Source organism: Pseudogemmobacter blasticus, assembly GCF_003071405.1.
GTDB lineage: Bacteria > Pseudomonadota > Alphaproteobacteria > Rhodobacterales > Rhodobacteraceae > Pseudogemmobacter > Pseudogemmobacter blasticus.
In genome coordinates, this window is sequence record NZ_CP020470.1 from 1,615,973 (window position 1) to 1,633,850 (window position 17,878).

The window sequence follows — 17,878 nt, forward strand, 5'->3', positions numbered from 1 at the left end:
CATGGGAACTGTTACCAAAGACGCGCTGATCAAGGCCGTGGCCGAACAGACCGGGGCCAGCGCTGCCACCACCAAGGCGACCATCGAGGCTTTCCTTGATGTCACCCGCAAACGGGCCGATTCCGGCGACACCGTCCGGCTGAACGGCTTCGGGGCCTTCCAGGTCAAGGCGCGCCCGGCCCGCATGGGGCGCAACCCGGCCACCGGAGAGCCGGTCGACATCCCGGAAACGCGCCGCCTGACCTTCAAGGCCGCGAAGGGGGTGTGAGGTGACCGACGAAATCACCAGGCTGGTCGAAAAGGTGCGCGCGCGGGCCGACGTGCCGCGTGTGCGGTCCAGCGAGATCCGCAAGATCATCGAAACGCTCGCTGCCCTTGCCGGCGAGGGGCTGATCGATCTGGCGGCCCTCACCCCCGAACCCGCGGAAACCACCTGAAGCGAAACCTGTCCCGGCTTCGGCCGGGGCATGGTCGGCCGGCCATGGTGGCCCGGCCCTGATGAGCAGCCCAGAGGTGCCCCATGACCTACATGTTGCGCGACCGTCCGGATGGGCAGGTCGAAATCGTACTTTCACGGCCAGTCCTGGTTGGCATCTTTCCTGAACGGGATGTCGCGCTCCGGGTTTGCGCCTTCCTGCAGGATGAGGCCGTCGACTGGCCAGAGGATCAGCCAGCCGGATTTGCCACGGCCGCCTCTGATGCGGCCGAAGCCGAGGCCGAAGATCTGGACGCCCTGGCCGAAGTTGTCGCTCCTGCGCCGCGCCGCCGCCCCCCCCTGTCAGGAATTTGCCCGCTGTTGTTTCGGAACGGCCTCTGCCTCCGCCGTTCCTGACACCCGCGCCGAGCAACCTGACGGAAGACCAGAAGGACGCGGCATTCCGTCGGCTCTCGGCCGGGGAGAAGCTGGCAGCCGTTGCGCCGGAATTCGGCCTGTCCATGGGCCAATTGCGCGGCATGTGGGCCAACCAGAAGCGCCACCTGCAAAAGCACCTGGCCGAAGGTGGTCAGCAGCCCTGCGCCAACTGTCAGCGGCCCTTCCTGCCCTCGATCTCGAACCCGCACACCTGCGCGAGGTGCAGCCGTGACTGACCTGGAAAGCACCCTGAAGGCCGCAGAGCGGGATTTCCCGATTGGCCGCCGTGTCCGTTACTTCCCCGTCCTCGGCCGGTCGGATTCCTTCGAAACCACGATCCGCTCCAAGCCCTGGGCTGTGGGGGATGGCAGCATCGTCATCGCCCTGGACGGCCGCACGGGCGGCCATTCGATCCTGCATCTGGAGGTCGTGTGATGGAGCGTATCCCCCTTCTGCCCGGCTATTACTGGGCAAAGTGGCGCATAGCCACAACGCAGACCTTGGAAGGCGATGAACTGACCCCCTCCAACACGTGGGAGATCGTGCAGGTCAATGTCAACGCGTCGTTTCTCGCGCCGGAGGAAGCGGAGGCCTTGTCGGTTTCGGTTTTTGGGGTGCGTGAGGTCCAGTGGCGCGATGGATTTGTCTGGGGGACATTCATCGCCCCGCTTCAGGCGGATGGCCAGGCGCTGAAAGGCGGTGCGAAATGACCGCCCTCCTGAAAATCATCCACGTCGCCCGGAAGGAGCTTGGGCTGGACGAAGATACCTACCGCGCGCTTCTTCTGCGGGTCACGGGCACGGAATCGCTGCGGGCCATGTCCGAGGCGCAGCGCGCCGCGGTCGTCAAGGAAATGACCCGGCTGGGTTTCAAGGTGCGGGTCGCGGGCAAGCAGCTGCCACAGTCCTTCAAACCATGGTCGCGGATGATCCATGCCCTTTGGAAGAAATGCCACCAGTTGGGCGTGATCGAGGATAGATCTGCGCCAGCCCTGCGCGCCTTCTGCAAGCGCTTCGTTGCCCATGGGCATGACGGCGTGGTCGTGGATCCCGACATGCTGTCCTACGATCAGGCCAGCCCGATCATCGAGGCGCTGAAGAAGATGGAAGCGCGCGGCGCCGCCCAGGCTGGCGGTGTGCGCTGATGGTCATGCGATCGATCCGTGCCAGCGCCAGTGATGTCCGCGCCGCCTGGCTGGATCCGGAACTTACCCTGTGTCAGGCCGCCGAGAGTGTCGGCATGTCCAAGGACGCACTGCAGGCGCGGGCGGCCCTGCTTGGCCTGCCTGCGCGCCGCACCGGGCGGCGCGAGGTGATCAGGCCGCATCATGAAGCTGAATTCCGGCTGATGTGGAAGGCCGGCGTTGCCGCACGCGAGATCGGCGATGCCTTCGGTTGCAGCTATTTCGCCGTGATCAACACGGCTGCGCGCCTCGGCCTCGTGATGCGCGGCGCCGGGTTTCGCCCGCGTCTGGCGCTGTCCGAATTTCGCGAGATCCAGTTGCGGGTTTCGATGGAGACGCGTGTCCAGGCCGAACAGCAGATGGGGGCCGCATGACCCAGAACCGCTCCTCGGCCGTGATGCAGCAACGGCGTGAACCCCATGACAGCCTGGACGACTTCCCGACGCCGCCCTGGTCCACGCGAGCATTGTTCGATCACCTGCAAAACACCCTTCTATGGCTCCACACGGACGAGGACTCCTGCCGGGAGCCGGCCGCCAACCGCGGCCACATGGTGGGGCCGCTGAAGGAATACTTCCGCGATGTCGAGGCATCGGATGTGCATGACTATGGCGCGGGGTTTCCAGTGCAGGACTACCTTTGGGGCCCCGATCCTGATCCGGTCGATTGGACCGTTACCAACCCGCCGTTTCGCCTGGCTGATCAGTTCATCGCCCGTGCGCTCCGCACCAGCCGTCAAGCCGTTGCGGTCATCGTTCGCAGCGCCTTTCTCGAAGGCATCGGGCGGTATGAGAGCCTGTTCAAACCCTATCCGCCCCGGTTGATCTTGCAGTTTTCAGAGCGCGTTGTGATGCATAGGGGGCGCCTTTCGCCTACCGGTAGCACCGCCACGGCCTACTGCTGGATCATCTGGGAGACGCATCAGCCTCGAATGCGTCGCGAACCGGAATTCGGTTGGATCCCGCCCTGTCGGCGCCGCCTTGAGCGCCCTGGCGACTATGACGTGCCGGAGGGCTGCCGGTAATGACAGCCTCGGCCGCCCTGCCTGAATCGCTCATCGACCTTGCGGAGACGCTGGGCGTCGGCGTGGCATTGCGGCTTATGCAGGAATTCGGCGGCCGGGATCTTCGCATCCCCAAAAACCCGACGGCGGACCATCCGATTATCAAAGCCCTTGGCGAAGACGATGGTCGGGCGGTATGTCACTTCATGGCGGACCAGTCTGTCTACATTCCGCACGCCCGCGCTGGCGCTCGCCGGCGATCCGTGCAGGAGTTGTCAGCGACGGGCCGCACTCGCGGCGAGATCGCCCGTATGCTGGGGCTTTCCGAGCGTCATGTGCGCAGGATCGCCAACGCGCCTGACCCGCGCCAACCCGATCTTTTCTCCGAATAAAATAATCGCCACCCCGGACGTTTGTCCGGACCTAATGGCAGTTGCGGCGGGCGATTGTCCGTCACCCGGGCGCGCACCCGGGTGGACCGGGATTTGTGATCATGAACACCAGCGATGAAGGAAAAGCCGCCCTCGAGGCCGAGGAAGGTGTCGTGCTGCGGGCCTATCGCTGCCCGTCAGGGGAGTGGACCATTGGCCCGGGGCTGACGGCCGCGTCGGGCGTGATCAAGCCGCGCGCTGGCATGGTGATCACGCGCGCACAGGCCCGCGAGCTGATGGCCGCCGCCCTGCGTCTGAACTATGAGCCCAGGGTGGCGCGCGCCATGACGCGGCTGAATGGCAGCGCGGCGCGCTTGCCTGCGCAGCACGAGTTTGATGCCGGGGTACTGTTCGACTGGAACACTGGGGCGATTGCCCAGGCATCGTGGGTGAAGCGCTGGAAAGAGGGCGCGAAAGCGGCCGTCGTGCGAGCGGCGCTGGGGCTTTGGAACAAGGGCGGCGGTCGCGTGCTGCCGGGCCTGATCGCACGGCGTCAGCGCGAAGCGGACATCCTGCTGCTGGCGAAGTATCCCGTCCGGGCCGCTGAGGCGCCCTCTTTGGGGTGGGCAACATGGGGCCTGACATTGACCGCCGCCGAAAAGGCAGCGGCGCGGGCGGCCCTGGCCCGGCTCGGCTATGCGGTCGGCGGCATCCAGGGACAGATCCTGTTGCCCGCTGTCACGACGTTCCAGGCCGACCATGATCTGACCCAAGACGGCATCATCGGCCGGGCCACGCTCAGCACGCTGCAGCGCCGGATCGACGCCGTTTCCAAGGCCACGCCGCCGGCCGCAGCAGCGCCCGCGGCGACCTATGTCACGACGACGGGCGCGGCCGACCATACGCTGCCCGGCTGGGTTGATACCGGAGTCCTGGCCGTGCTGCTGATCTGGCTGGCGGTGCTTGCCTACCGATATCGCGACGTGGTCGCGGCCAAGATTGCCAGTGCATTGCCGCGGGTTGCGGCCGTTCTCAGGAGCTTCTGATGTCTGCGACCCTCGCGTCCATCGCGCTTTCGGCCGGAATGCCGATGATCGAGCGCATCCTCTCGCGCAAGCTGGGCGATGCTGGTGGCGGCCTGGCAACCGAGGTCATGCGCCACATTGCCGACGCGCTGAAGGTGCCGCCGTCCGAGGTCGAGGCCGTGGCCGAACAGTATCCGGGCAGGGTCATTGAGGCGATGCGCACCGTCGAGCCGATGGCTCCCGAGCTGGTGGCACTCTATGCCGCCGGGCTGCAGGGCCAGTTCGCGCTGCTCCAGGCAGAGGCAGCAGAGCCGATCTGGATGCGCGCCTGGCGGCCCGGGGGCATGTACCTGATTCTGTTTCTGTGGGCTTGGAACATCGTGATCCTCCATGTCGCCAATGCGATCTGGCGGATCGCCCTGCCGCCCGCCCCCTACGACGCCCTCGGCTGGTTCACGGCGGTCTACTGCTCCCTCTACATGGGCGGCCATACCCTGAAGGACGTGATGTCGAAGTGGATCTCGAAGTGATGACCGACGTTAACTCCTTTCACGTCGAACGGATCAACCAGGCGCACAAGCGGCTGGATGAGCATGACGGCCGGCTGAAATCCGTGGAGACGCATGTTGCCGTTGCGGCCGAGCGCGACCGGCACATCCAGCAATCGCTCTCCGACATCAAGGGCTCCCTGAGCTGGATCACCCGCCTCGTCCTGGGCGGGATTGTCATGGGTGCTATCGCCTTTCTGCTCGCAGGTGGCTTCAATGTCCCGTGACGACGTGCGGCGCAAAGCGCGGTCCGACTATGTCTATCGCCGCATGATGCAGAGCACCATCGCGGCTGCCTACGGGGTTTCCGAGGCAACGGTGGGCCGCTGGAAGAAGGCGGCGAAGGAGGCGGGTGACGACTGGGACAAGGCCCGCACTGCCCATGTCATCGCGGGCGAAGGCGTAGAGGTCGTGGTGTCCTCGGTTGTCGAGGATTTCATGATCCAGGCGCAGGCCATCCTTGACGAAATCAAGGTCGGCACGCACACGACGCAGGAAAAGGTCGGCATGTTGGTCTCGCTCTCCGATGCGATGACCAAGATGGCCGCCAGCGCCAAGCGTTTCGCGCCCAAGGTGTCCGAACTGGGCGTCGCCCAGGACGTCATGGCCAAGCTCCTGGACTTCGTGCGCGAGTTCTTCCCCCAGCACGCCGCCACGATCCTTGAGATCATCGAGCCGTTCGGCGAGCGTATCGCCGAGCTTTACACCACATGACGCGGAAGCCGCAGCTGAAGGCAGCGGTCAGCAAGAAAGAGTTCCGCGACCGCCTGGCCGAGATGGCACAGGAATTCGCGCGCAACATCGAGCTGAGCGTCGAGGCCTTTCCGTCTGATCCCGCCGCCAAGGCAGAGCGCCTGCGGCGGGTTTCCATGTTTGGGGAGGATGGCTTCGAGTTCTTCCTGAAGACGTATCTGCCGCACTATGTGAAGGGCGAAGACAGCCTGTTTCACAGGGCCATCTTTGATCTGGCCCCGAAGATCCTGACGGCGAACAAGGGCTTGCGCGAGATGCTGATCGCGCCGCGCGGATCCTCGAAGTCCACCCACATCAGCTTGGGCTTTGCGCTGTACTGCATCGTATTGCGCAAGACCCGGTATTGCCTTGAGGTCTGTGACGTCTACGCCCAGGCTGCCCTGCTGATCGAGGCGATCAAGGCCGAGCTGGAGAGCAACCCCCGCCTTCAGACCGATTTCCCCGAGGCTTGCGGAAAAGGGCGCGTCTGGCGCGAGGGCGAGATCGTCACTCGGCAGAACATCCGTGTCGAAGGGCTGGGTGCCGGCCAGAAGCTGCGCGGCCGGCGCCACGGCCCGCACCGCCCCGACCTGATGTTCTTCGACGACATCGAGAACGACGAACAGGTGCGCAGCCCCGATCAGCGCGACAAGCTGGAAAGCTGGATCAACAAGGCGGCACTGAAGGTCGGCCCGCCGGACGGGTCGATGCACGTCCTTTGGGTCAACACCATTCTGCACTGGGATGCGGTCACGGTCCGTGAGTCGAAAAAGCCCGCGTGGAACGTGACCAAGTTCCAGGCCATCATGAAATGGCCGGATCGGATGGACCTTTGGGAAGAGTTCGAGGAGCTTTACCACAACGACGGTGAGGACGCCGCCCGCGCGTTCTACGACGCACGAGTAGCCGAGATGGACGCCGGCGCCGTGGTCAACTGGCCGGCCGTGCAGCCTCTGGCCTGGCTGATGCTGCAGCGCGCCGGCGGCCATGATAGTTTCGCGACCGAATACCAGAACCAGCCGATCAGCGAGGGAAACCCCTTTGCCAAGCTGGTGTTCTGGACCCAGCCGGTGCGCGAGTGGATCCATTTCGGCGCGATCGACCCCAGCCTGGGCAAGAAGAACAAGGGGCGTGACCCGTCCGCCATCCTGATTGGCGGTTTCGACCGGCTGTCAGGAAAGATGGATGTGGTTGAGGCCTCGATCCGCCGGCGGCTGCCTGACATCATCATTTCCGACACCATTGCCCTGCAGCGCGAATACCGCTGCCTGCTGTGGTTCGTCGAGAGCGTGCAGTTTCAGGAGTTCCTGCGCACCTCGCTGATGGTCGAGGCGGCCCGGCAAGGTGTCGGAATCTCGGCCGTGCCGATCATCCCGGCCGCCGACAAGAATCTGCGCATCGAGCGCCTGCAGCCGCCGATCGCAGCCGGGCTGATCCGCCTGAACCCGACCCAGACCACGCTGATCGAGCAGTTGCAGCAGTGGCCGAACGGAGCGCATGACGACGGCCCTGACACTCTCGACATGCTCTGGCAGCACACCCTGTTCTACGCTGGCGGTGGCGCGGCCGGGCAGATGCAGACCGCCTCGGCGCCGACGGGCGGGGATCGGCTGGGCGGGTATCGGCTGGGGGGGAGGCGGTAATGCGCTGGCTCTTTTGGACCGCCATCCGGTGGCTAGGCGCGAAGGTCGGCGATTTCGGCCTCTGGATCTACTGGTGCGGCAAGCATGGGCAGCAACGCTGCAGGAGGCGGTAATGGCTCTGGTCAATCTGGGCAATGGGATAGCGGTGAACCCCGAACACATCGTGTCGGTGACCCGGAGCTTCCACGAAAATCACCTGATCATCACCGATGTCCTCGGCAATCGTCATGAGGTGTCGCGTGGATATGGCGAAAGCATCTACGACGCCGAGAAACGGGTGGTCGCCCTGCTGACGCGAGCCGAAGATGGTGGGGCGCAGAGATGACCCCGGGATCTCGCAAACGGGTCAGACGTTTCAGGTGGGTCGCGCCGGACGGTCGGAAAGGGCGCTGGTGCAGCACTTTGCAGGGCGCGGAAACATCTGCCGTGAATAACCGCTATTCCGACTGCTCGGGCAGTCTGGTGGTGCGGGTATGCGCACGGACAGCCGGCATTTTGTGGCCCGCACTCGAAAAGGACGGCTGGACCATCGAGACCAAGAGGAAGCCGAAATGAGCCGCAAGAAGCCCAAGCACCGCCCGCCCGCCCGCTCTGCCGCCTTCGCCGACGCCGGCCGCAAGAACTTGCCCGCCGACCAGCGCCAGTTGATCGCATCGGTCGCGAACGACATCACCATCCCGTTCTTTTCGGGTGTCCTGCAACATGCCGACGAGACCCTGATCGCCCAGGGCGGCGGCAAGGGTCTGGCGATCTATGACGAGATCGAGCGCGACACCCATGCCGGCGCCATGCTGGACAAGCGCAAGAACGCCCTGATCAGCCGGGACTGGGAGGTTGTGCCGGGCGGTGATCGTCCGATCGACAAGGAGGCGGCAGATCTGGTTGACAGCATGATCGAAGCGCTTCCCTTCGATCAGATCTGCAAGGATCTGGCCAACGCCACCCTGAAGGGCTTTGCGGTCGCCGAGATCGTGTGGGCGCGCGACGGTGCGCTGATCAAGCCCGTCAGGATCAAGGCACATGACCAGCGGCGGTTCGTTTTCGACCGGGACTGGAATCTGCGGCTGTTGACCTGGTCGGCCCTGACAGAGGGGGAGTTGCTGCCGCAGCGCAAATTCATCGTGCATCGGGTGGGTGTGCGTGGAAACAACCCATATGGTCTGGGCCTTGGGTCCAGCCTGTTCTGGCCGGTGCTGTTCAAGCGCGAGGGCATCACGTTCTGGCTGCACTTCATGGAGAAGTTCGCCGGCCCGACCGTGATCGGCAAGACGCCCTACGGGATGTTGACCGACGAACAGACCCGGCTGCTGAATACCCTCATGGATATCCGTACCAGCGCGGCGGTCACCGTGCCGATCGGGACGGACGTCTCATTCCTGGAAGCGACGCGCGGCGGGACAGTGTCCTACCGTGAGTTCTGCGACTACTGGGACAAACAAATCTCGATCCGGGTCACGGGCGAAACTCTGACATCGTCTGTCAGCGCCGACGGTGGCAGCCGCGCCCTGGGCGACGTGCACCAGGAGCAGCTGGACGTTATCGCCGACAGCGATGGCGACCTGCAGACCGACACGCTGCGCGACACGCTCTGTCAGTGGATCGTCGACTATAACCTGCCCGGCGCAGCCGTGCCTGCTGTCCGCCGCCTGCGCCCCAAGAACGAAAAAGCTGCAGCCGAGACGCGGCAGGCCAAGGCAGCGGCCGCCAAGGCCGCCGACGAAGCGATCAGCGCAATCGTCAAGCAGGCCGCACGGTTCGACGACGACCAGGTCGCGCGGGAATACATCGTCAGTTTCGATGTGACCGATGGTCTTTCGGACAAGACCATCGATGCCCTGGTTGCCGCCAGGCATGATCTGCAGCCGGCGCAGGTCGAGGAGCCTGATCCGTTAGCAGTTGATCCGGCGATGTTTGCGGCCACGCGGCTCAAAAAAAAACGCTGACCGGACGGCACGTTTGTTTTGCTGAAGCGGGCGGTCCGGTCGAACGCATTCTCGGCCAAGCTCTTGCGGAAACCGAGGGTCACTTCGGTCGCCGCCTGGCCAGCATCAAGTCGGCGATCCTGGCGGCCGCGGATATGTCGACGATCGAGGACTGGTCGACCGATGCAGTTGCCGCCCTTGTCGAACTGGCGGCACGCTGGACGCCTGATGCACTGGCCGAAACCCTTTCACAGGCGATGGAACTGGCGGCATGGTCTGGCCGCGACGCGGTGTTCCTGGACGAGGACGATGCCGCCGCCTTCGCCGTTGAATCCGTCCGTCAGCCCTTCCGTGAGCAGATCGACTTTCTTCGCCAGAAGCGGATCAAGCCCACGAAGTATTGGCTGGATGCGCTGAAGGGAGACCACGACAGGTCATTTGTCGTGGCCGGCGTGACCGACACTGCCATGCTTGAGGAGTTCCAGGCAGCCATCATCGATGCGGCGCAGAACGGCAAGTATGTCGATGACTTTGCCAAGGACTTCGACCGGCTGGTGGCCAAATATGGCTGGGACTACCGGGGCGAGCGGAACTGGCGCATCCGCACGATCTTCGAGACCAATATTCGCACCAGCTTCATGGCTGGTCGCCTGCGCCAGATGCGCGACCCCGATGTCGTCAAGCTCCGCCCCTACTGGCAGTATCTGCACGGTGACAGCCGGACCCCACGGGTGCCGCGCAAGTTGCACCTGGACTGGCATGGCCTTGTGCTGATGTGGGATGATCCCTGGTGGGAAAAACACTTCCCGCCCAATGACTGGTTCTGCAGCTGCGGCGTGCGCACTCTGTCCCGGCGCGATCTGACCCGCCTGGGCAAGTCTGGTCCTGATGAGGCGCCGATAGACGCGCTCCTGCCGATCCTCGACCCGGGCACCGGCCAGATGATCATGCAGCCGGCCGGAATCGGCTACGGGTGGGATTACATGCCTGGCGATTTGTGGGAACGCGGCCTGGTGCCATCGGCCCTGCTCGAGGATCCTGCAGCAACCCCGAGCGGCGATTTGCGCGGCAGAAGCATTGTCAGGATAGATCAGCCCGAACCTATGGCAGACCTGCTGGCAAAGGCGCGGCCGTTCAAGCGGAGTCCCATGCAGCCGGGTCTGCCACCTGAAGACTATGTTGCAGAGTTCATGCGGGCGTTCGGCCTGGATCTGGGGCAAGCGCAACTCTGGCAGGATGCTGCCGGCGGTCACATCACGATCTCTGATCAACTTTTCCGCAGCCCGAATGGGCGATGGAAGACCGAAAAGCGCGGACACGGTGACTACGCGCCCCTGCTGGCCGAAGCCATCCTGGACCCTGACGAGATCTGGCTTGGTGTGCGTGAGGTGCCGGATGTCCGGTTTCCAGGTGTTGTCGATCTGATGGTCACGCGCCGATATGTGCGCGTGGATCCTGACACGGCTCTTTTCTCGATGTTCGAGATTGGGCGCCGGGGGTGGGGTGGCGTGACGGGCTACGCATCGTTCAACCGATCAAAGCCGGATTTCCGCCACATCGACACCCAGCGGGTCGGCAAGCTGCTCTGGAAACGAAAATAGCGGCCCGGGTGCTCGGGCCGCCGTACCGGAAAGGCTCGAAGGGCACACACCGCCACACCTGTCCGACACCGTCAGCATACCGAAATCAGGAGGGGTTATCAACATGGCGGGCATTACCTTCACGGTCGAACTGGAGGCATCCGCCGCCAGGCAACTGGATCGGCTGGTTGAGCGCATGGAGCGCGCCAACGGCTTTTACAAGAACGTCGGAGAATATCTCACGGGCGTGGCCATCCCCCGCAACTTCGCGGCCGAGTCTGCTCCCGACGGGTCGCACTGGGCCCCGCTCAGCGCACTGACCACGGCCCGGCGCGAGGCGGCGGGTCAGACGCCGATCCAGATCCTGCGGGCGACTGGCAAGATGGCCGCAGAAATCAACGCCGAGGCCACGGATGATTACCTGCGGGTCGGATCGCCCGCCCCGCAGGCGGCAGTCATGCAGTTCGGCGCAGCTCAGGGCTCGTTTGGCTCAAGCAGCCGTGGCGGACCGATTCCATGGGGCGACATCCCGGGGCGGCCATTCCTTGGACTTTCCCCCGATGACGAGATCGAGATCATCGCCATCGCAGAGGACTGGCTGTCGGCTGAATAGCATGTCCACCAAATGCCGGCGCAGGGCGGCCTCACGGCCTCAGAAGGCCCAACCCCGCCCGCAAAGGCGTCAAGGCCTGTTAGGCCCCTGTTAGGATCGCTCTCCGGGCCCATTTGAGCCGGACCGACCCGAAACAAGGCGCTTGACCGCCGCAGGGCCTCGGAAGCATGGTGGCAGTGCCCGCCGCCGCCTCGCGCCAGCATGGCGCCCTGCCGGACCTATGTCCGGACCATCTCACGCCAGCCACATGCGACACCTGCTCGACACTCAGCTCGAGCCGGATGCCCATGACCAACACCCTCACCGCCCGTATCGAAGTCTTCCGCCCCGGCACCTTCACGCCGATGCAGGGCGAGCCGATCACCTATTCGGCGGCCGACCTGAAGGCTGTGGCGGATGCCTATGACCCGGAGACGGCCCCGGCGCCCGTGGTTGTCGGTCATCCCGACACCGATGCCCCGGCCTATGGCTGGGTGAAGTCGTTTGACTACGACACCAAGGCCGAGCGGCTTTTCGCGAACGTGCATCAGATCGAGCCCCAGTTCGCGGACCTGGTGAAGGCCGGTCGCTACAAGAAGGTCAGCATGGCATTCTTCGGGCCGGCGCAGGGCCATAACCCGGTGCCGGGCTGCTGGTATCCCAAACATGTCGGCTTCCTGGGCGCCGCCGCCCCCGCAGTCAGCGGGCTGAAGAACATCACCTTCGCCGGTGACGCCGGCGCGACCTTCACGGCGGCCTATGGTGCTGGCTCCCAATCGGCCTCGCTGTTTCGCCGGCTGCGCGACTGGCTGATCGAAAGCGACGGCATCGAGGCTGCCGACAAGATCTTGCCCACCTGGGAAATCGACTGGCTCGACGATGCCGATGAACCGCAGGAGCTGCGCTTCTCGGCAGCTCCCACTGACCCCCAACCTCAACCGAAAAAGGAACCCGCCGTGCCCAATCAACCCGATGCGGCCTTTGCAGCTCGTGAGGCTGATGTTGCCACGCGCGAACAGCGTCTCGCCGCGCGTGAAGCCGAGATCGCCCACGCCGAGAATGTGACATTTGCCGAGGGCCTCGTGCAGGACGGCCGGCTGATCCCTGCCTCGAAGGACAAGGTTGTCGCAATCCTGGACGCGTTGCCGGCAACTGCGACTGTCGCGTTCTCGGAGGCAGGTGAGAAACTCGCGCCCGCGGCCGCGATCCGCGAGGTGCTGCAGGCGCAGCCCAAGGTCGTGACCTTTGGCGAACAGGATCTCGGCGGCGATCCCGAAGGCACCCCCGCGACCTTTGCCGCCGACGGCCGGCCGGTCGATGCCGCCGCGCTGGCCATCCACAACAAGGCGCTGGCCTATCAGCGCGCCCACCCCGGCACGGAGTTCATGGACGCCGTGCGCGCTGTTTCCTGAGGAGCGACCATGCTGTTTCAAGACATCCTGACCGACACGATCCTGACGACCAGTGTTTTCGACGCGTACGACCTGGTCAGCTTTGCCGGCGCCAAGATCACGGCGGCCGATGCGGTCGTGGCCGGCGTGGCCAAGAGCCCCTGCACCGTCGTCGGTGATTACGCCCCGATCATGAAGGCGGGCCTCGTCCGCGTGAAGGCTGTGGGGGCGATCACGGCCGGTGGCCGCGTCGTCTCGGCCGCCGCCGGCGGTGTCCAGGCGCAGGGCGCGGGCGTCAACGCCTTCGGGCGTGCGCTGCATGCCGCCGCTGACGGTGAATACGTCACCATCAGCTTCTCCACCCTGAACTGAGGCAACAACCATGGCCCCCATCAACTCCCGCCAGGCCGCTGTCGTCGACCCCATCCTGTCGACCCATGCGCGCGGCTACCGCAATGCCGAGTTCATCTCGCAGTATCTGTTCCCGCGCGCGACCGTGCCCAACCGTTCCATGCGCCAGCTCAAGTTCGGCAAGGAAAGTTTCCGGCTGATGAACACGAAACGGGCGCCCGGATCCAATGTGAAACGCATCCAGTATGGCTATGCCTCGGATCCGATCAGCCTGGTCCAGGACGCGCTGGAGGGCGTGGTGCCGATCGAACATCAGCAAGAGGCGATGTCTGTGCCGGGCTTCGACCTCGGCCAGGGCGCGATCAACATGGTGCTGGATGCTGTCGACCTGAACCTCGAGTACGAGTGCGCGACCATGGCCCGCACGGCCGCGAACTACGCGGCAACGAACAAGGTCACGCTGACCACCACCGCGCGCTGGACGCAAAGTGCCTCGACGCCCATCGCCGATATCAAGGCCGGCAATGAGGCGATCCGGCGTATGACCGGCCGCTACGCCAACACGCTGATCCTCGGCCCCAATGCCAAGAACGCGCTGACCGGCCACGCGTCGATCAAGGATCAGTTCAAGTACACCTCCGCGCAGTCGATCACGATGCAGATGCTGGCAGCGCTGCTCGAGCTGGATACGGTCGTGTGCGGCAAGGCGGTCTACCTGCCCGAGACGGCTGCCGAAACGGCGGCGGCGACGGATGTCTGGGGCGATGATGCGATCCTCGCCTATGTGCCCAAGGGCGGCAACTACCAGGTGCCGTCGTACGGCTACTGCTATGAGCTGACCGGCTATCCGCAGGTCGAACAGCCCTACTACTCCCGCGAAACCAAGTCGTGGATCTATCCGACCACGACCGAGCGCCGCCCGTACATCCTGGGCGCCGACGCGGGCTTCCTGTTCCAGAACGCGGGGCAAGGCTGATGTCGGCCCCCGTGAGCAAGGTCCGCCTTGTCGGACCCGCCAAGGTCGGCACTCGCTGGCTGCTGGCCGGCGAGCACGAGGTGACGCCCGAGGAGGAGATCGCGCTGCTGGACGCAGGCCTTCTCGAGGGCGGCTCCGTGCCGTCGACGGCCGCCGGTGATCAAGATCACGACCCCGCCACCGTGATCGCCGAGCTGGAGGCAACCATCGCCACGCAGGCACTCCAGATCGCGGATCTGACGGATCGCCTGGCGATCGCGAGTGGGACCGCCGTTCAGGCAGGGGCGGATTTGGCACCGCCGCAAAGTGGCGCCGCCCCGGCAGACAAGAATACCCCCCCGAGCGAGAAGGCCGCGAAGACCGCCCCGAAGAAGGGCGCAGCGGCCACCAAGGGCTGATGCCCCGCGCCAGGGGCGGCACGCTGCCCCTGGCACCCTCAACCCCCCAAGCAAGGAACGCACATGCGCATGATCCTTCGCCCGATGATCGCGGTTGCCCTTTCCACCATCGCCTGGGCCACGGCCCTGGCCACCTTTGTCTGCGACCTCGCCTACCGGATCGGCAGTTACATCACTGATGCCTTCTTCTGGCCCGGCGTCTTTATCCCGCGGCTTCAGGACGCCAGGCCCCTGCGCCGGATCTGGATGGCAGCCACCGCCCTCAACGACCGCCTGGTCGGCGGGGTGCGGATCCATGGCTTCCTGGGTCGCCCGACCGTCCGGACGCTGACCGGCTGAAGCTGTTTTGAAGGGGGTGGTCTCCGGGCCACCCCAATTCCCCGCCCTTCGACGGGCGCACCTCACCCAAGTGCGTCCATCCGAGTGCAGGTCAAGGAAACAACCCATGAGCGATGATCCGAAACATGTTGGCCTGCCGGTTGCCGGCTATGTGGCGCAGTCGGCCGACAAGGTTGCCCTCGTGAACAACAACAAGTTGGTGGAGGAGGCCGTTTTGCGGCTGCTGGACCAGCTTGCCGAGCTGCCCGATGTAGACAAGCGTTGGCTGTCGATTGGTCGCACGGAGATCGAAAAAGGGTTCATGGCGATCAATCGGTCGGTCTTCCGCCCGGCCCGCGTGGAAGGTGATCTGAATCTCCAGATTTCCGGCCTGATTGCCGCCCTGATTGCCGGCCTCAGTGAGGCCAAAGAGTGATGGCCCTGACTGCATCCGATTACCGCGACATGGCCGCCGCAGCCCGGCGTGCGGCCGGGGTGGTGGGGCTGGTCGGCGAGACCGTTATTGATCTTGGGCCGACCAACCTGCGCGTCAGGTTTTCCGGCGGCACCTACCTCGCCCGCGCCGCCGGCATCACTGCCAGCTGCACGGCAGGCCCGGTGCTGGCCATCAGGGCATGGGCAGCCAAGGCCGAGGCCGAGGCGGTGCACCTGGAGGCCACGCCGTGACCTATGCCTCGCTGACTGACCTGATCGACCGCGCGGGCGAAGACGAAATCCGTCAGATCTCGGATCGCAATCGCGACGGCGTCTACGACGCGGAGGTGATCGCCGCCGCGCTGGTCGCGGCCGACACGATGATCGACGGCTACGTCTTCGCGCGGTACAGCCGCCCGCTGCCTTCGACGCCGCCGGTCCTGAAGACCTGGGCAGTGTCGATCGCGCGCTACACGCTGCACCGCAACGGCGCGCCCGACCATGTGGCGCAGGATTTCAAGGACGCGGTCGCCGCGCTGAAGGACGTTCAGGCCGGGCGCTATGCGCTGCCTGTCGGCGATGGCGACACTGATCCCACGCCCCAGACGGGCCGCGTGCTCGCGGATACGCCAGCCCAGGTCTTCACCGCCGACAAGCTGCGGGGGTGGTGATGCTGGGGCTGATCTTCGACCGTCTGAATGACGCCGGCAGTTTCGCCCGCGTCGAGATCGCCGAGAGCGTGCAGGCCATCTCCGGCCGGATCGGCACTGCCGAGGACGGACAGGTCTTTGTCGTGCCCTGGCGCGAACGTGCGCGTCCTAACCGGAATGCCGCCGGCGGTCATCGTCAGTTGATCGAGGTCCAGTTTGTGACCGCGATGGTATCCCGCCAACATGACGACCCTCGCGGTGCCGAACGTGCCGCCCGATTTGATGGCCTGAAGGCCGCGATCGAGGATCTGCTCGCAGGCTGGCACCCGGATCGCACAGCCGGCGCCTGCGCGCTGGTCGGTGGCGAAACGACCGGCCTGGGCAACGGTGTCAGCATTTACGCCCAGACCTGGCAAACCACCCGTTTCCTGACAGGAGAACCCCATGGCTGATGCCACCCATCCGCTGCCTGCCCAGGGCGGCAGCTACACCCGCGACGCATCCGGCGCGTTGATCCCGGCCGGGGCTGAGCCGGACGAGCCGCCTGCCGAGACCGTCAAACCCACCATTAAAGGCGGTTCGAAAACCGCCGTGAAGGAGGACTGACCATGTCGATGATGTGGGAACTTCAGGCGCTGCTCGCGAAGATCGAAACGACCTATGGCGTGGATTCAGCACCTGCGCCCGCGAATGCGGTGCTCGGCCAGAACGTGAAGTTCACGCCGATGGAGGCGACCGAGGTTACGCGCCAGCACACCCGGCCAATCCAGGGCGCGCGTCCGAGCGTGCTGGTCGGGAAGATGACGAAGATCACGTTCGAGGTCGAGGCCAAGGGCAGCGGCACGGCTGGGACGCCTCCGGGATACGCCGTCTTCCTGCGCTCGTGCAAATGCGCGGAAGTGGTCGTGGCCGGGGCGTCGGTGACCTATAACCCGATCAGCCGGAACCACGAGAGCAGCTCGATTTACTTCTACCTGGACGGCACGCTTTTCAAGATGCTGGGCTGCCGCGGCACCTGGAAGTACAAGCTGACGGCCGAGGGTATCGTTGTCATCGAATTCACGATGACCGGCCTCTTTACCCAGCCGTCCGATGCTGCGCTGCCGACGCCGACCTATGGCACCCAACTGTCGCTGGTCCCGCAGGTGGCAACGACCGAAAACACGCCGACCTTCTCGATCGGGGCGTTCACCGCCGCCGTGCTGCGCAGTTTCACCTTCGATGCCGGGTGCGACGTCAAGCGGCGCGGGCTGATCCGCCGGACACAGATCATCATCACGGGATCGGATGAGCGGTGCGAGTTCCAGATCGAAATGGAGCTGCTGGCGACGTTCAACCCCTTCGCCCTGGCCGCCGCCGGCACGCCGACGGCCGTCACGCTGGTGCATGGGGTCGGCGCCGGCCAGGTCGTGACCCTGACGCAGCCGAACCTGCAGATCCTCAATCCCGGCGACCTGCAGCAGCAGGACAACGTCGCCGAATACGCGCTGCGCGGCAAGGCGCTGCCCGGATCCACCGGCAACGACCAGTTCACCCTTGCATTCACCTGATCGGGAGAGACCCTGTGCTGAAGATCATCAAGAACCCCACTTTCAAGACCTCGGTCCGGGTTTTCGTGCCCGTGGACAATGGCCAGACCGAGCAGACCTTCACGGTCGAGTTCCGGGCCCTGACCCGCTCGGAGGCCGCCTCCTTCGATGCTGTCTCGGCCGAGGGTGCTGACGAGTTCCTGCGGCGCATCGTCGTGGGCTGGGAGGGGGCTGTCGACAGCGACGGCGACGCCTTCGAGTACAGCGCCGCGAACCTCGACACGCTGATCGATATCCCGTTCGTCCGCCAGGCGCTGACCACCGCGTATTTCTCGGCCACCTCAGGCGTGAAGGCCGCCAAACGGGGAAACTGACCGC

30 protein-coding genes and 1 other RNA gene are annotated in these 17,878 nt (G+C 65.1%); all 31 read left to right on the forward strand.

Features of this window, described 5'->3' with window-relative positions; all coding sequences use genetic code 11:
* Position 1: 1 nt before the first annotated feature.
* The 31 genes from B6K69_RS07830 (at position 2) to B6K69_RS07970 (ending at position 17,874) form a co-directional block, all read left to right on the forward strand.
* A complete protein-coding gene (locus B6K69_RS07830; RefSeq protein WP_108643383.1) occupies positions 2-268 on the forward strand; it encodes an HU family DNA-binding protein in 267 nt (88 codons plus the stop codon).
* A gap of 1 nt (position 269) precedes the next feature.
* Positions 270-437 carry a hypothetical protein gene (locus B6K69_RS18155; RefSeq protein WP_164681911.1) on the forward strand — a complete coding sequence of 56 codons (168 nt, stop codon included), beginning with the start codon at positions 270-272 and terminating at the stop codon, positions 435-437.
* Positions 437-512: hammerhead ribozyme type II (locus B6K69_RS07835), an RNA gene on the forward strand. Before B6K69_RS18155 ends, B6K69_RS07835 begins: the two co-directional genes overlap by 1 nt.
* A gap of 8 nt (positions 513-520) precedes the next feature.
* The gene (locus B6K69_RS07840) at positions 521-832 is read left to right on the forward strand and encodes a hypothetical protein (RefSeq protein ID WP_108643384.1); all 312 of its coding nucleotides are present in this window, start codon (positions 521-523) and stop codon (positions 830-832) included.
* Between the two features lie 249 nt (positions 833-1,081).
* Positions 1,082-1,288 carry a hypothetical protein gene (locus B6K69_RS07845; protein WP_108643385.1) on the forward strand — a complete coding sequence of 69 codons (207 nt, stop codon included), beginning with the start codon at positions 1,082-1,084 and terminating at the stop codon, positions 1,286-1,288.
* Entirely contained in the window at positions 1,288-1,563 is a 276-nt protein-coding gene (locus B6K69_RS07850) for a hypothetical protein (protein WP_108643386.1), read from the forward strand. The genes B6K69_RS07845 and B6K69_RS07850 overlap by 1 nt, the downstream gene beginning before the upstream one ends.
* Complete coding sequence (locus tag B6K69_RS07855) at positions 1,560-1,997, forward strand: regulatory protein GemA (protein WP_108643387.1); 438 nt, start codon at positions 1,560-1,562, stop codon at positions 1,995-1,997. Before B6K69_RS07850 ends, B6K69_RS07855 begins: the two co-directional genes overlap by 4 nt.
* A complete protein-coding gene (locus B6K69_RS07860; protein ID WP_108643388.1) occupies positions 1,997-2,410 on the forward strand; it encodes a hypothetical protein in 414 nt (137 codons plus the stop codon). The genes B6K69_RS07855 and B6K69_RS07860 overlap by 1 nt, the downstream gene beginning before the upstream one ends.
* Complete coding sequence (locus tag B6K69_RS07865; RefSeq protein WP_108643389.1) at positions 2,407-3,060, forward strand: methyltransferase; 654 nt, start codon at positions 2,407-2,409, stop codon at positions 3,058-3,060. Before B6K69_RS07860 ends, B6K69_RS07865 begins: the two co-directional genes overlap by 4 nt.
* A complete protein-coding gene (locus B6K69_RS07870) occupies positions 3,060-3,431 on the forward strand; it encodes a hypothetical protein (protein ID WP_108643390.1) in 372 nt (123 codons plus the stop codon). Before B6K69_RS07865 ends, B6K69_RS07870 begins: the two co-directional genes overlap by 1 nt.
* Before the next feature lie 101 nt (positions 3,432-3,532).
* Complete coding sequence (locus B6K69_RS07875) at positions 3,533-4,456, forward strand: lysozyme (RefSeq protein ID WP_108643391.1); 924 nt, start codon at positions 3,533-3,535, stop codon at positions 4,454-4,456.
* Complete coding sequence (locus B6K69_RS07880; RefSeq protein WP_108643392.1) at positions 4,456-4,965, forward strand: thioredoxin domain-containing protein; 510 nt, start codon at positions 4,456-4,458, stop codon at positions 4,963-4,965. The genes B6K69_RS07875 and B6K69_RS07880 overlap by 1 nt, the downstream gene beginning before the upstream one ends.
* Complete coding sequence (locus tag B6K69_RS07885; protein WP_108643393.1) at positions 4,965-5,210, forward strand: hemolysin XhlA family protein; 246 nt, start codon at positions 4,965-4,967, stop codon at positions 5,208-5,210. Before B6K69_RS07880 ends, B6K69_RS07885 begins: the two co-directional genes overlap by 1 nt.
* Positions 5,200-5,697, forward strand: coding sequence for a DUF1804 family protein (locus B6K69_RS07890; protein ID WP_108643394.1), 498 nt, complete (start codon positions 5,200-5,202; stop codon positions 5,695-5,697). The genes B6K69_RS07885 and B6K69_RS07890 overlap by 11 nt, the downstream gene beginning before the upstream one ends.
* Positions 5,694-7,358, forward strand: coding sequence for a phage terminase large subunit (terL, locus tag B6K69_RS07895; RefSeq protein ID WP_108643395.1), 1,665 nt, complete (start codon positions 5,694-5,696; stop codon positions 7,356-7,358). Before B6K69_RS07890 ends, terL begins: the two co-directional genes overlap by 4 nt.
* 112 nt (positions 7,359-7,470) lie before the next feature.
* On the forward strand, positions 7,471-7,683 hold the full coding sequence (locus B6K69_RS07900) for a hypothetical protein (RefSeq protein WP_108643396.1): 213 nt from the start codon (positions 7,471-7,473) through the stop codon (positions 7,681-7,683).
* A gap of 226 nt (positions 7,684-7,909) precedes the next feature.
* Positions 7,910-9,301, forward strand: coding sequence for a DUF935 domain-containing protein (locus B6K69_RS07905; RefSeq protein WP_108643397.1), 1,392 nt, complete (start codon positions 7,910-7,912; stop codon positions 9,299-9,301).
* A gap of 134 nt (positions 9,302-9,435) precedes the next feature.
* Positions 9,436-10,881 (forward strand): PBECR2 nuclease fold domain-containing protein, encoded by a 1,446-nt coding sequence (locus tag B6K69_RS07910; RefSeq protein ID WP_108643398.1) that lies wholly within the window; start codon positions 9,436-9,438, stop codon positions 10,879-10,881.
* 103 nt (positions 10,882-10,984) lie between these two features.
* Positions 10,985-11,473 carry a phage virion morphogenesis protein gene (locus B6K69_RS07915; RefSeq protein ID WP_108643399.1) on the forward strand — a complete coding sequence of 163 codons (489 nt, stop codon included), beginning with the start codon at positions 10,985-10,987 and terminating at the stop codon, positions 11,471-11,473.
* A 287-nt stretch (positions 11,474-11,760) separates the two neighbouring features.
* Entirely contained in the window at positions 11,761-12,864 is a 1,104-nt protein-coding gene (locus tag B6K69_RS07920) for a hypothetical protein (RefSeq protein ID WP_108644842.1), read from the forward strand.
* 9 nt (positions 12,865-12,873) lie between these two features.
* Positions 12,874-13,215, forward strand: a complete 342-nt coding sequence (locus B6K69_RS07925) for a capsid cement protein (protein ID WP_108643400.1) — start codon at positions 12,874-12,876, stop codon at positions 13,213-13,215.
* 10 nt (positions 13,216-13,225) lie between these two features.
* Positions 13,226-14,170, forward strand: coding sequence for a major capsid protein (locus B6K69_RS07930; RefSeq protein WP_108643401.1), 945 nt, complete (start codon positions 13,226-13,228; stop codon positions 14,168-14,170).
* Positions 14,170-14,568 carry a hypothetical protein gene (locus B6K69_RS07935; RefSeq protein ID WP_108643402.1) on the forward strand — a complete coding sequence of 133 codons (399 nt, stop codon included), beginning with the start codon at positions 14,170-14,172 and terminating at the stop codon, positions 14,566-14,568. The genes B6K69_RS07930 and B6K69_RS07935 overlap by 1 nt, the downstream gene beginning before the upstream one ends.
* 63 nt (positions 14,569-14,631) lie before the next feature.
* A complete protein-coding gene (locus tag B6K69_RS07940; RefSeq protein WP_108643403.1) occupies positions 14,632-14,907 on the forward strand; it encodes a hypothetical protein in 276 nt (91 codons plus the stop codon).
* Between the two features lie 106 nt (positions 14,908-15,013).
* Positions 15,014-15,322, forward strand: a complete 309-nt coding sequence (locus B6K69_RS07945; RefSeq protein ID WP_108643404.1) for an Acb2/Tad1 domain-containing protein — start codon at positions 15,014-15,016, stop codon at positions 15,320-15,322.
* Positions 15,322-15,573, forward strand: coding sequence for a hypothetical protein (locus B6K69_RS07950; RefSeq protein WP_108643405.1), 252 nt, complete (start codon positions 15,322-15,324; stop codon positions 15,571-15,573). Before B6K69_RS07945 ends, B6K69_RS07950 begins: the two co-directional genes overlap by 1 nt.
* Positions 15,570-15,992 (forward strand): gp436 family protein, encoded by a 423-nt coding sequence (locus tag B6K69_RS07955; protein WP_108643406.1) that lies wholly within the window; start codon positions 15,570-15,572, stop codon positions 15,990-15,992. The genes B6K69_RS07950 and B6K69_RS07955 overlap by 4 nt, the downstream gene beginning before the upstream one ends.
* On the forward strand, positions 15,992-16,423 hold the full coding sequence (locus tag B6K69_RS07960) for a phage tail terminator protein (RefSeq protein WP_108643407.1): 432 nt from the start codon (positions 15,992-15,994) through the stop codon (positions 16,421-16,423). The genes B6K69_RS07955 and B6K69_RS07960 overlap by 1 nt, the downstream gene beginning before the upstream one ends.
* On the forward strand, positions 16,416-16,577 hold the full coding sequence (locus B6K69_RS18160) for a hypothetical protein (RefSeq protein WP_164681843.1): 162 nt from the start codon (positions 16,416-16,418) through the stop codon (positions 16,575-16,577). Before B6K69_RS07960 ends, B6K69_RS18160 begins: the two co-directional genes overlap by 8 nt.
* Before the next feature lie 2 nt (positions 16,578-16,579).
* Positions 16,580-17,521, forward strand: coding sequence for a phage tail tube protein (locus B6K69_RS07965; RefSeq protein WP_108643408.1), 942 nt, complete (start codon positions 16,580-16,582; stop codon positions 17,519-17,521).
* Positions 17,522-17,535: 14 nt separating this feature from the next.
* The gene (locus tag B6K69_RS07970) at positions 17,536-17,874 is read left to right on the forward strand and encodes a phage tail assembly chaperone (protein ID WP_108643409.1); all 339 of its coding nucleotides are present in this window, start codon (positions 17,536-17,538) and stop codon (positions 17,872-17,874) included.
* Positions 17,875-17,878 lie beyond the last annotated feature (4 nt).

Bases quoted from the DNA above. Each gene is read 5' to 3' on its own strand.
- B6K69_RS07910 (WP_108643398.1), top strand. From the start codon at position 9,436: ATGTCGACGATCGAGGACTGGTCGACCGATGCAGTTGCCGCCCTTGTC.
- B6K69_RS07915 (WP_108643399.1), top strand. From the start codon at position 10,985: ATGGCGGGCATTACCTTCACGGTCGAACTGGAGGCATCCGCCGCCAGG.
- B6K69_RS07950 (WP_108643405.1), top strand. From the start codon at position 15,322: ATGGCCCTGACTGCATCCGATTACCGCGACATGGCCGCCGCAGCCCGG.
- B6K69_RS07960 (WP_108643407.1), top strand. From the start codon at position 15,992: ATGCTGGGGCTGATCTTCGACCGTCTGAATGACGCCGGCAGTTTCGCC.
- B6K69_RS07865 (WP_108643389.1), top strand. From the start codon at position 2,407: ATGACCCAGAACCGCTCCTCGGCCGTGATGCAGCAACGGCGTGAACCC.
- B6K69_RS07945 (WP_108643404.1), top strand. From the start codon at position 15,014: ATGAGCGATGATCCGAAACATGTTGGCCTGCCGGTTGCCGGCTATGTG.
- B6K69_RS07850 (WP_108643386.1), top strand. From the start codon at position 1,288: ATGGAGCGTATCCCCCTTCTGCCCGGCTATTACTGGGCAAAGTGGCGC.
- B6K69_RS07935 (WP_108643402.1), top strand. From the start codon at position 14,170: ATGTCGGCCCCCGTGAGCAAGGTCCGCCTTGTCGGACCCGCCAAGGTC.
- B6K69_RS07905 (WP_108643397.1), top strand. From the start codon at position 7,910: ATGAGCCGCAAGAAGCCCAAGCACCGCCCGCCCGCCCGCTCTGCCGCC.
- B6K69_RS07840 (WP_108643384.1), top strand. From the start codon at position 521: ATGACCTACATGTTGCGCGACCGTCCGGATGGGCAGGTCGAAATCGTA.
- terL (WP_108643395.1), top strand. From the start codon at position 5,694: ATGACGCGGAAGCCGCAGCTGAAGGCAGCGGTCAGCAAGAAAGAGTTC.
- B6K69_RS07890 (WP_108643394.1), top strand. From the start codon at position 5,200: ATGTCCCGTGACGACGTGCGGCGCAAAGCGCGGTCCGACTATGTCTAT.
- B6K69_RS07860 (WP_108643388.1), top strand. From the start codon at position 1,997: ATGGTCATGCGATCGATCCGTGCCAGCGCCAGTGATGTCCGCGCCGCC.
- B6K69_RS18160 (WP_164681843.1), top strand. From the start codon at position 16,416: ATGGCTGATGCCACCCATCCGCTGCCTGCCCAGGGCGGCAGCTACACC.
- B6K69_RS07830 (WP_108643383.1), top strand. From the start codon at position 2: ATGGGAACTGTTACCAAAGACGCGCTGATCAAGGCCGTGGCCGAACAG.
- B6K69_RS07885 (WP_108643393.1), top strand. From the start codon at position 4,965: ATGACCGACGTTAACTCCTTTCACGTCGAACGGATCAACCAGGCGCAC.
- B6K69_RS07925 (WP_108643400.1), top strand. From the start codon at position 12,874: ATGCTGTTTCAAGACATCCTGACCGACACGATCCTGACGACCAGTGTT.
- B6K69_RS07870 (WP_108643390.1), top strand. From the start codon at position 3,060: ATGACAGCCTCGGCCGCCCTGCCTGAATCGCTCATCGACCTTGCGGAG.
- B6K69_RS07965 (WP_108643408.1), top strand. From the start codon at position 16,580: ATGTCGATGATGTGGGAACTTCAGGCGCTGCTCGCGAAGATCGAAACG.
- B6K69_RS07940 (WP_108643403.1), top strand. From the start codon at position 14,632: ATGCGCATGATCCTTCGCCCGATGATCGCGGTTGCCCTTTCCACCATC.
- B6K69_RS07875 (WP_108643391.1), top strand. From the start codon at position 3,533: ATGAACACCAGCGATGAAGGAAAAGCCGCCCTCGAGGCCGAGGAAGGT.
- B6K69_RS07930 (WP_108643401.1), top strand. From the start codon at position 13,226: ATGGCCCCCATCAACTCCCGCCAGGCCGCTGTCGTCGACCCCATCCTG.
- B6K69_RS07920 (WP_108644842.1), top strand. From the start codon at position 11,761: ATGACCAACACCCTCACCGCCCGTATCGAAGTCTTCCGCCCCGGCACC.
- B6K69_RS07855 (WP_108643387.1), top strand. From the start codon at position 1,560: ATGACCGCCCTCCTGAAAATCATCCACGTCGCCCGGAAGGAGCTTGGG.
- B6K69_RS07900 (WP_108643396.1), top strand. From the start codon at position 7,471: ATGGCTCTGGTCAATCTGGGCAATGGGATAGCGGTGAACCCCGAACAC.
- B6K69_RS07880 (WP_108643392.1), top strand. From the start codon at position 4,456: ATGTCTGCGACCCTCGCGTCCATCGCGCTTTCGGCCGGAATGCCGATG.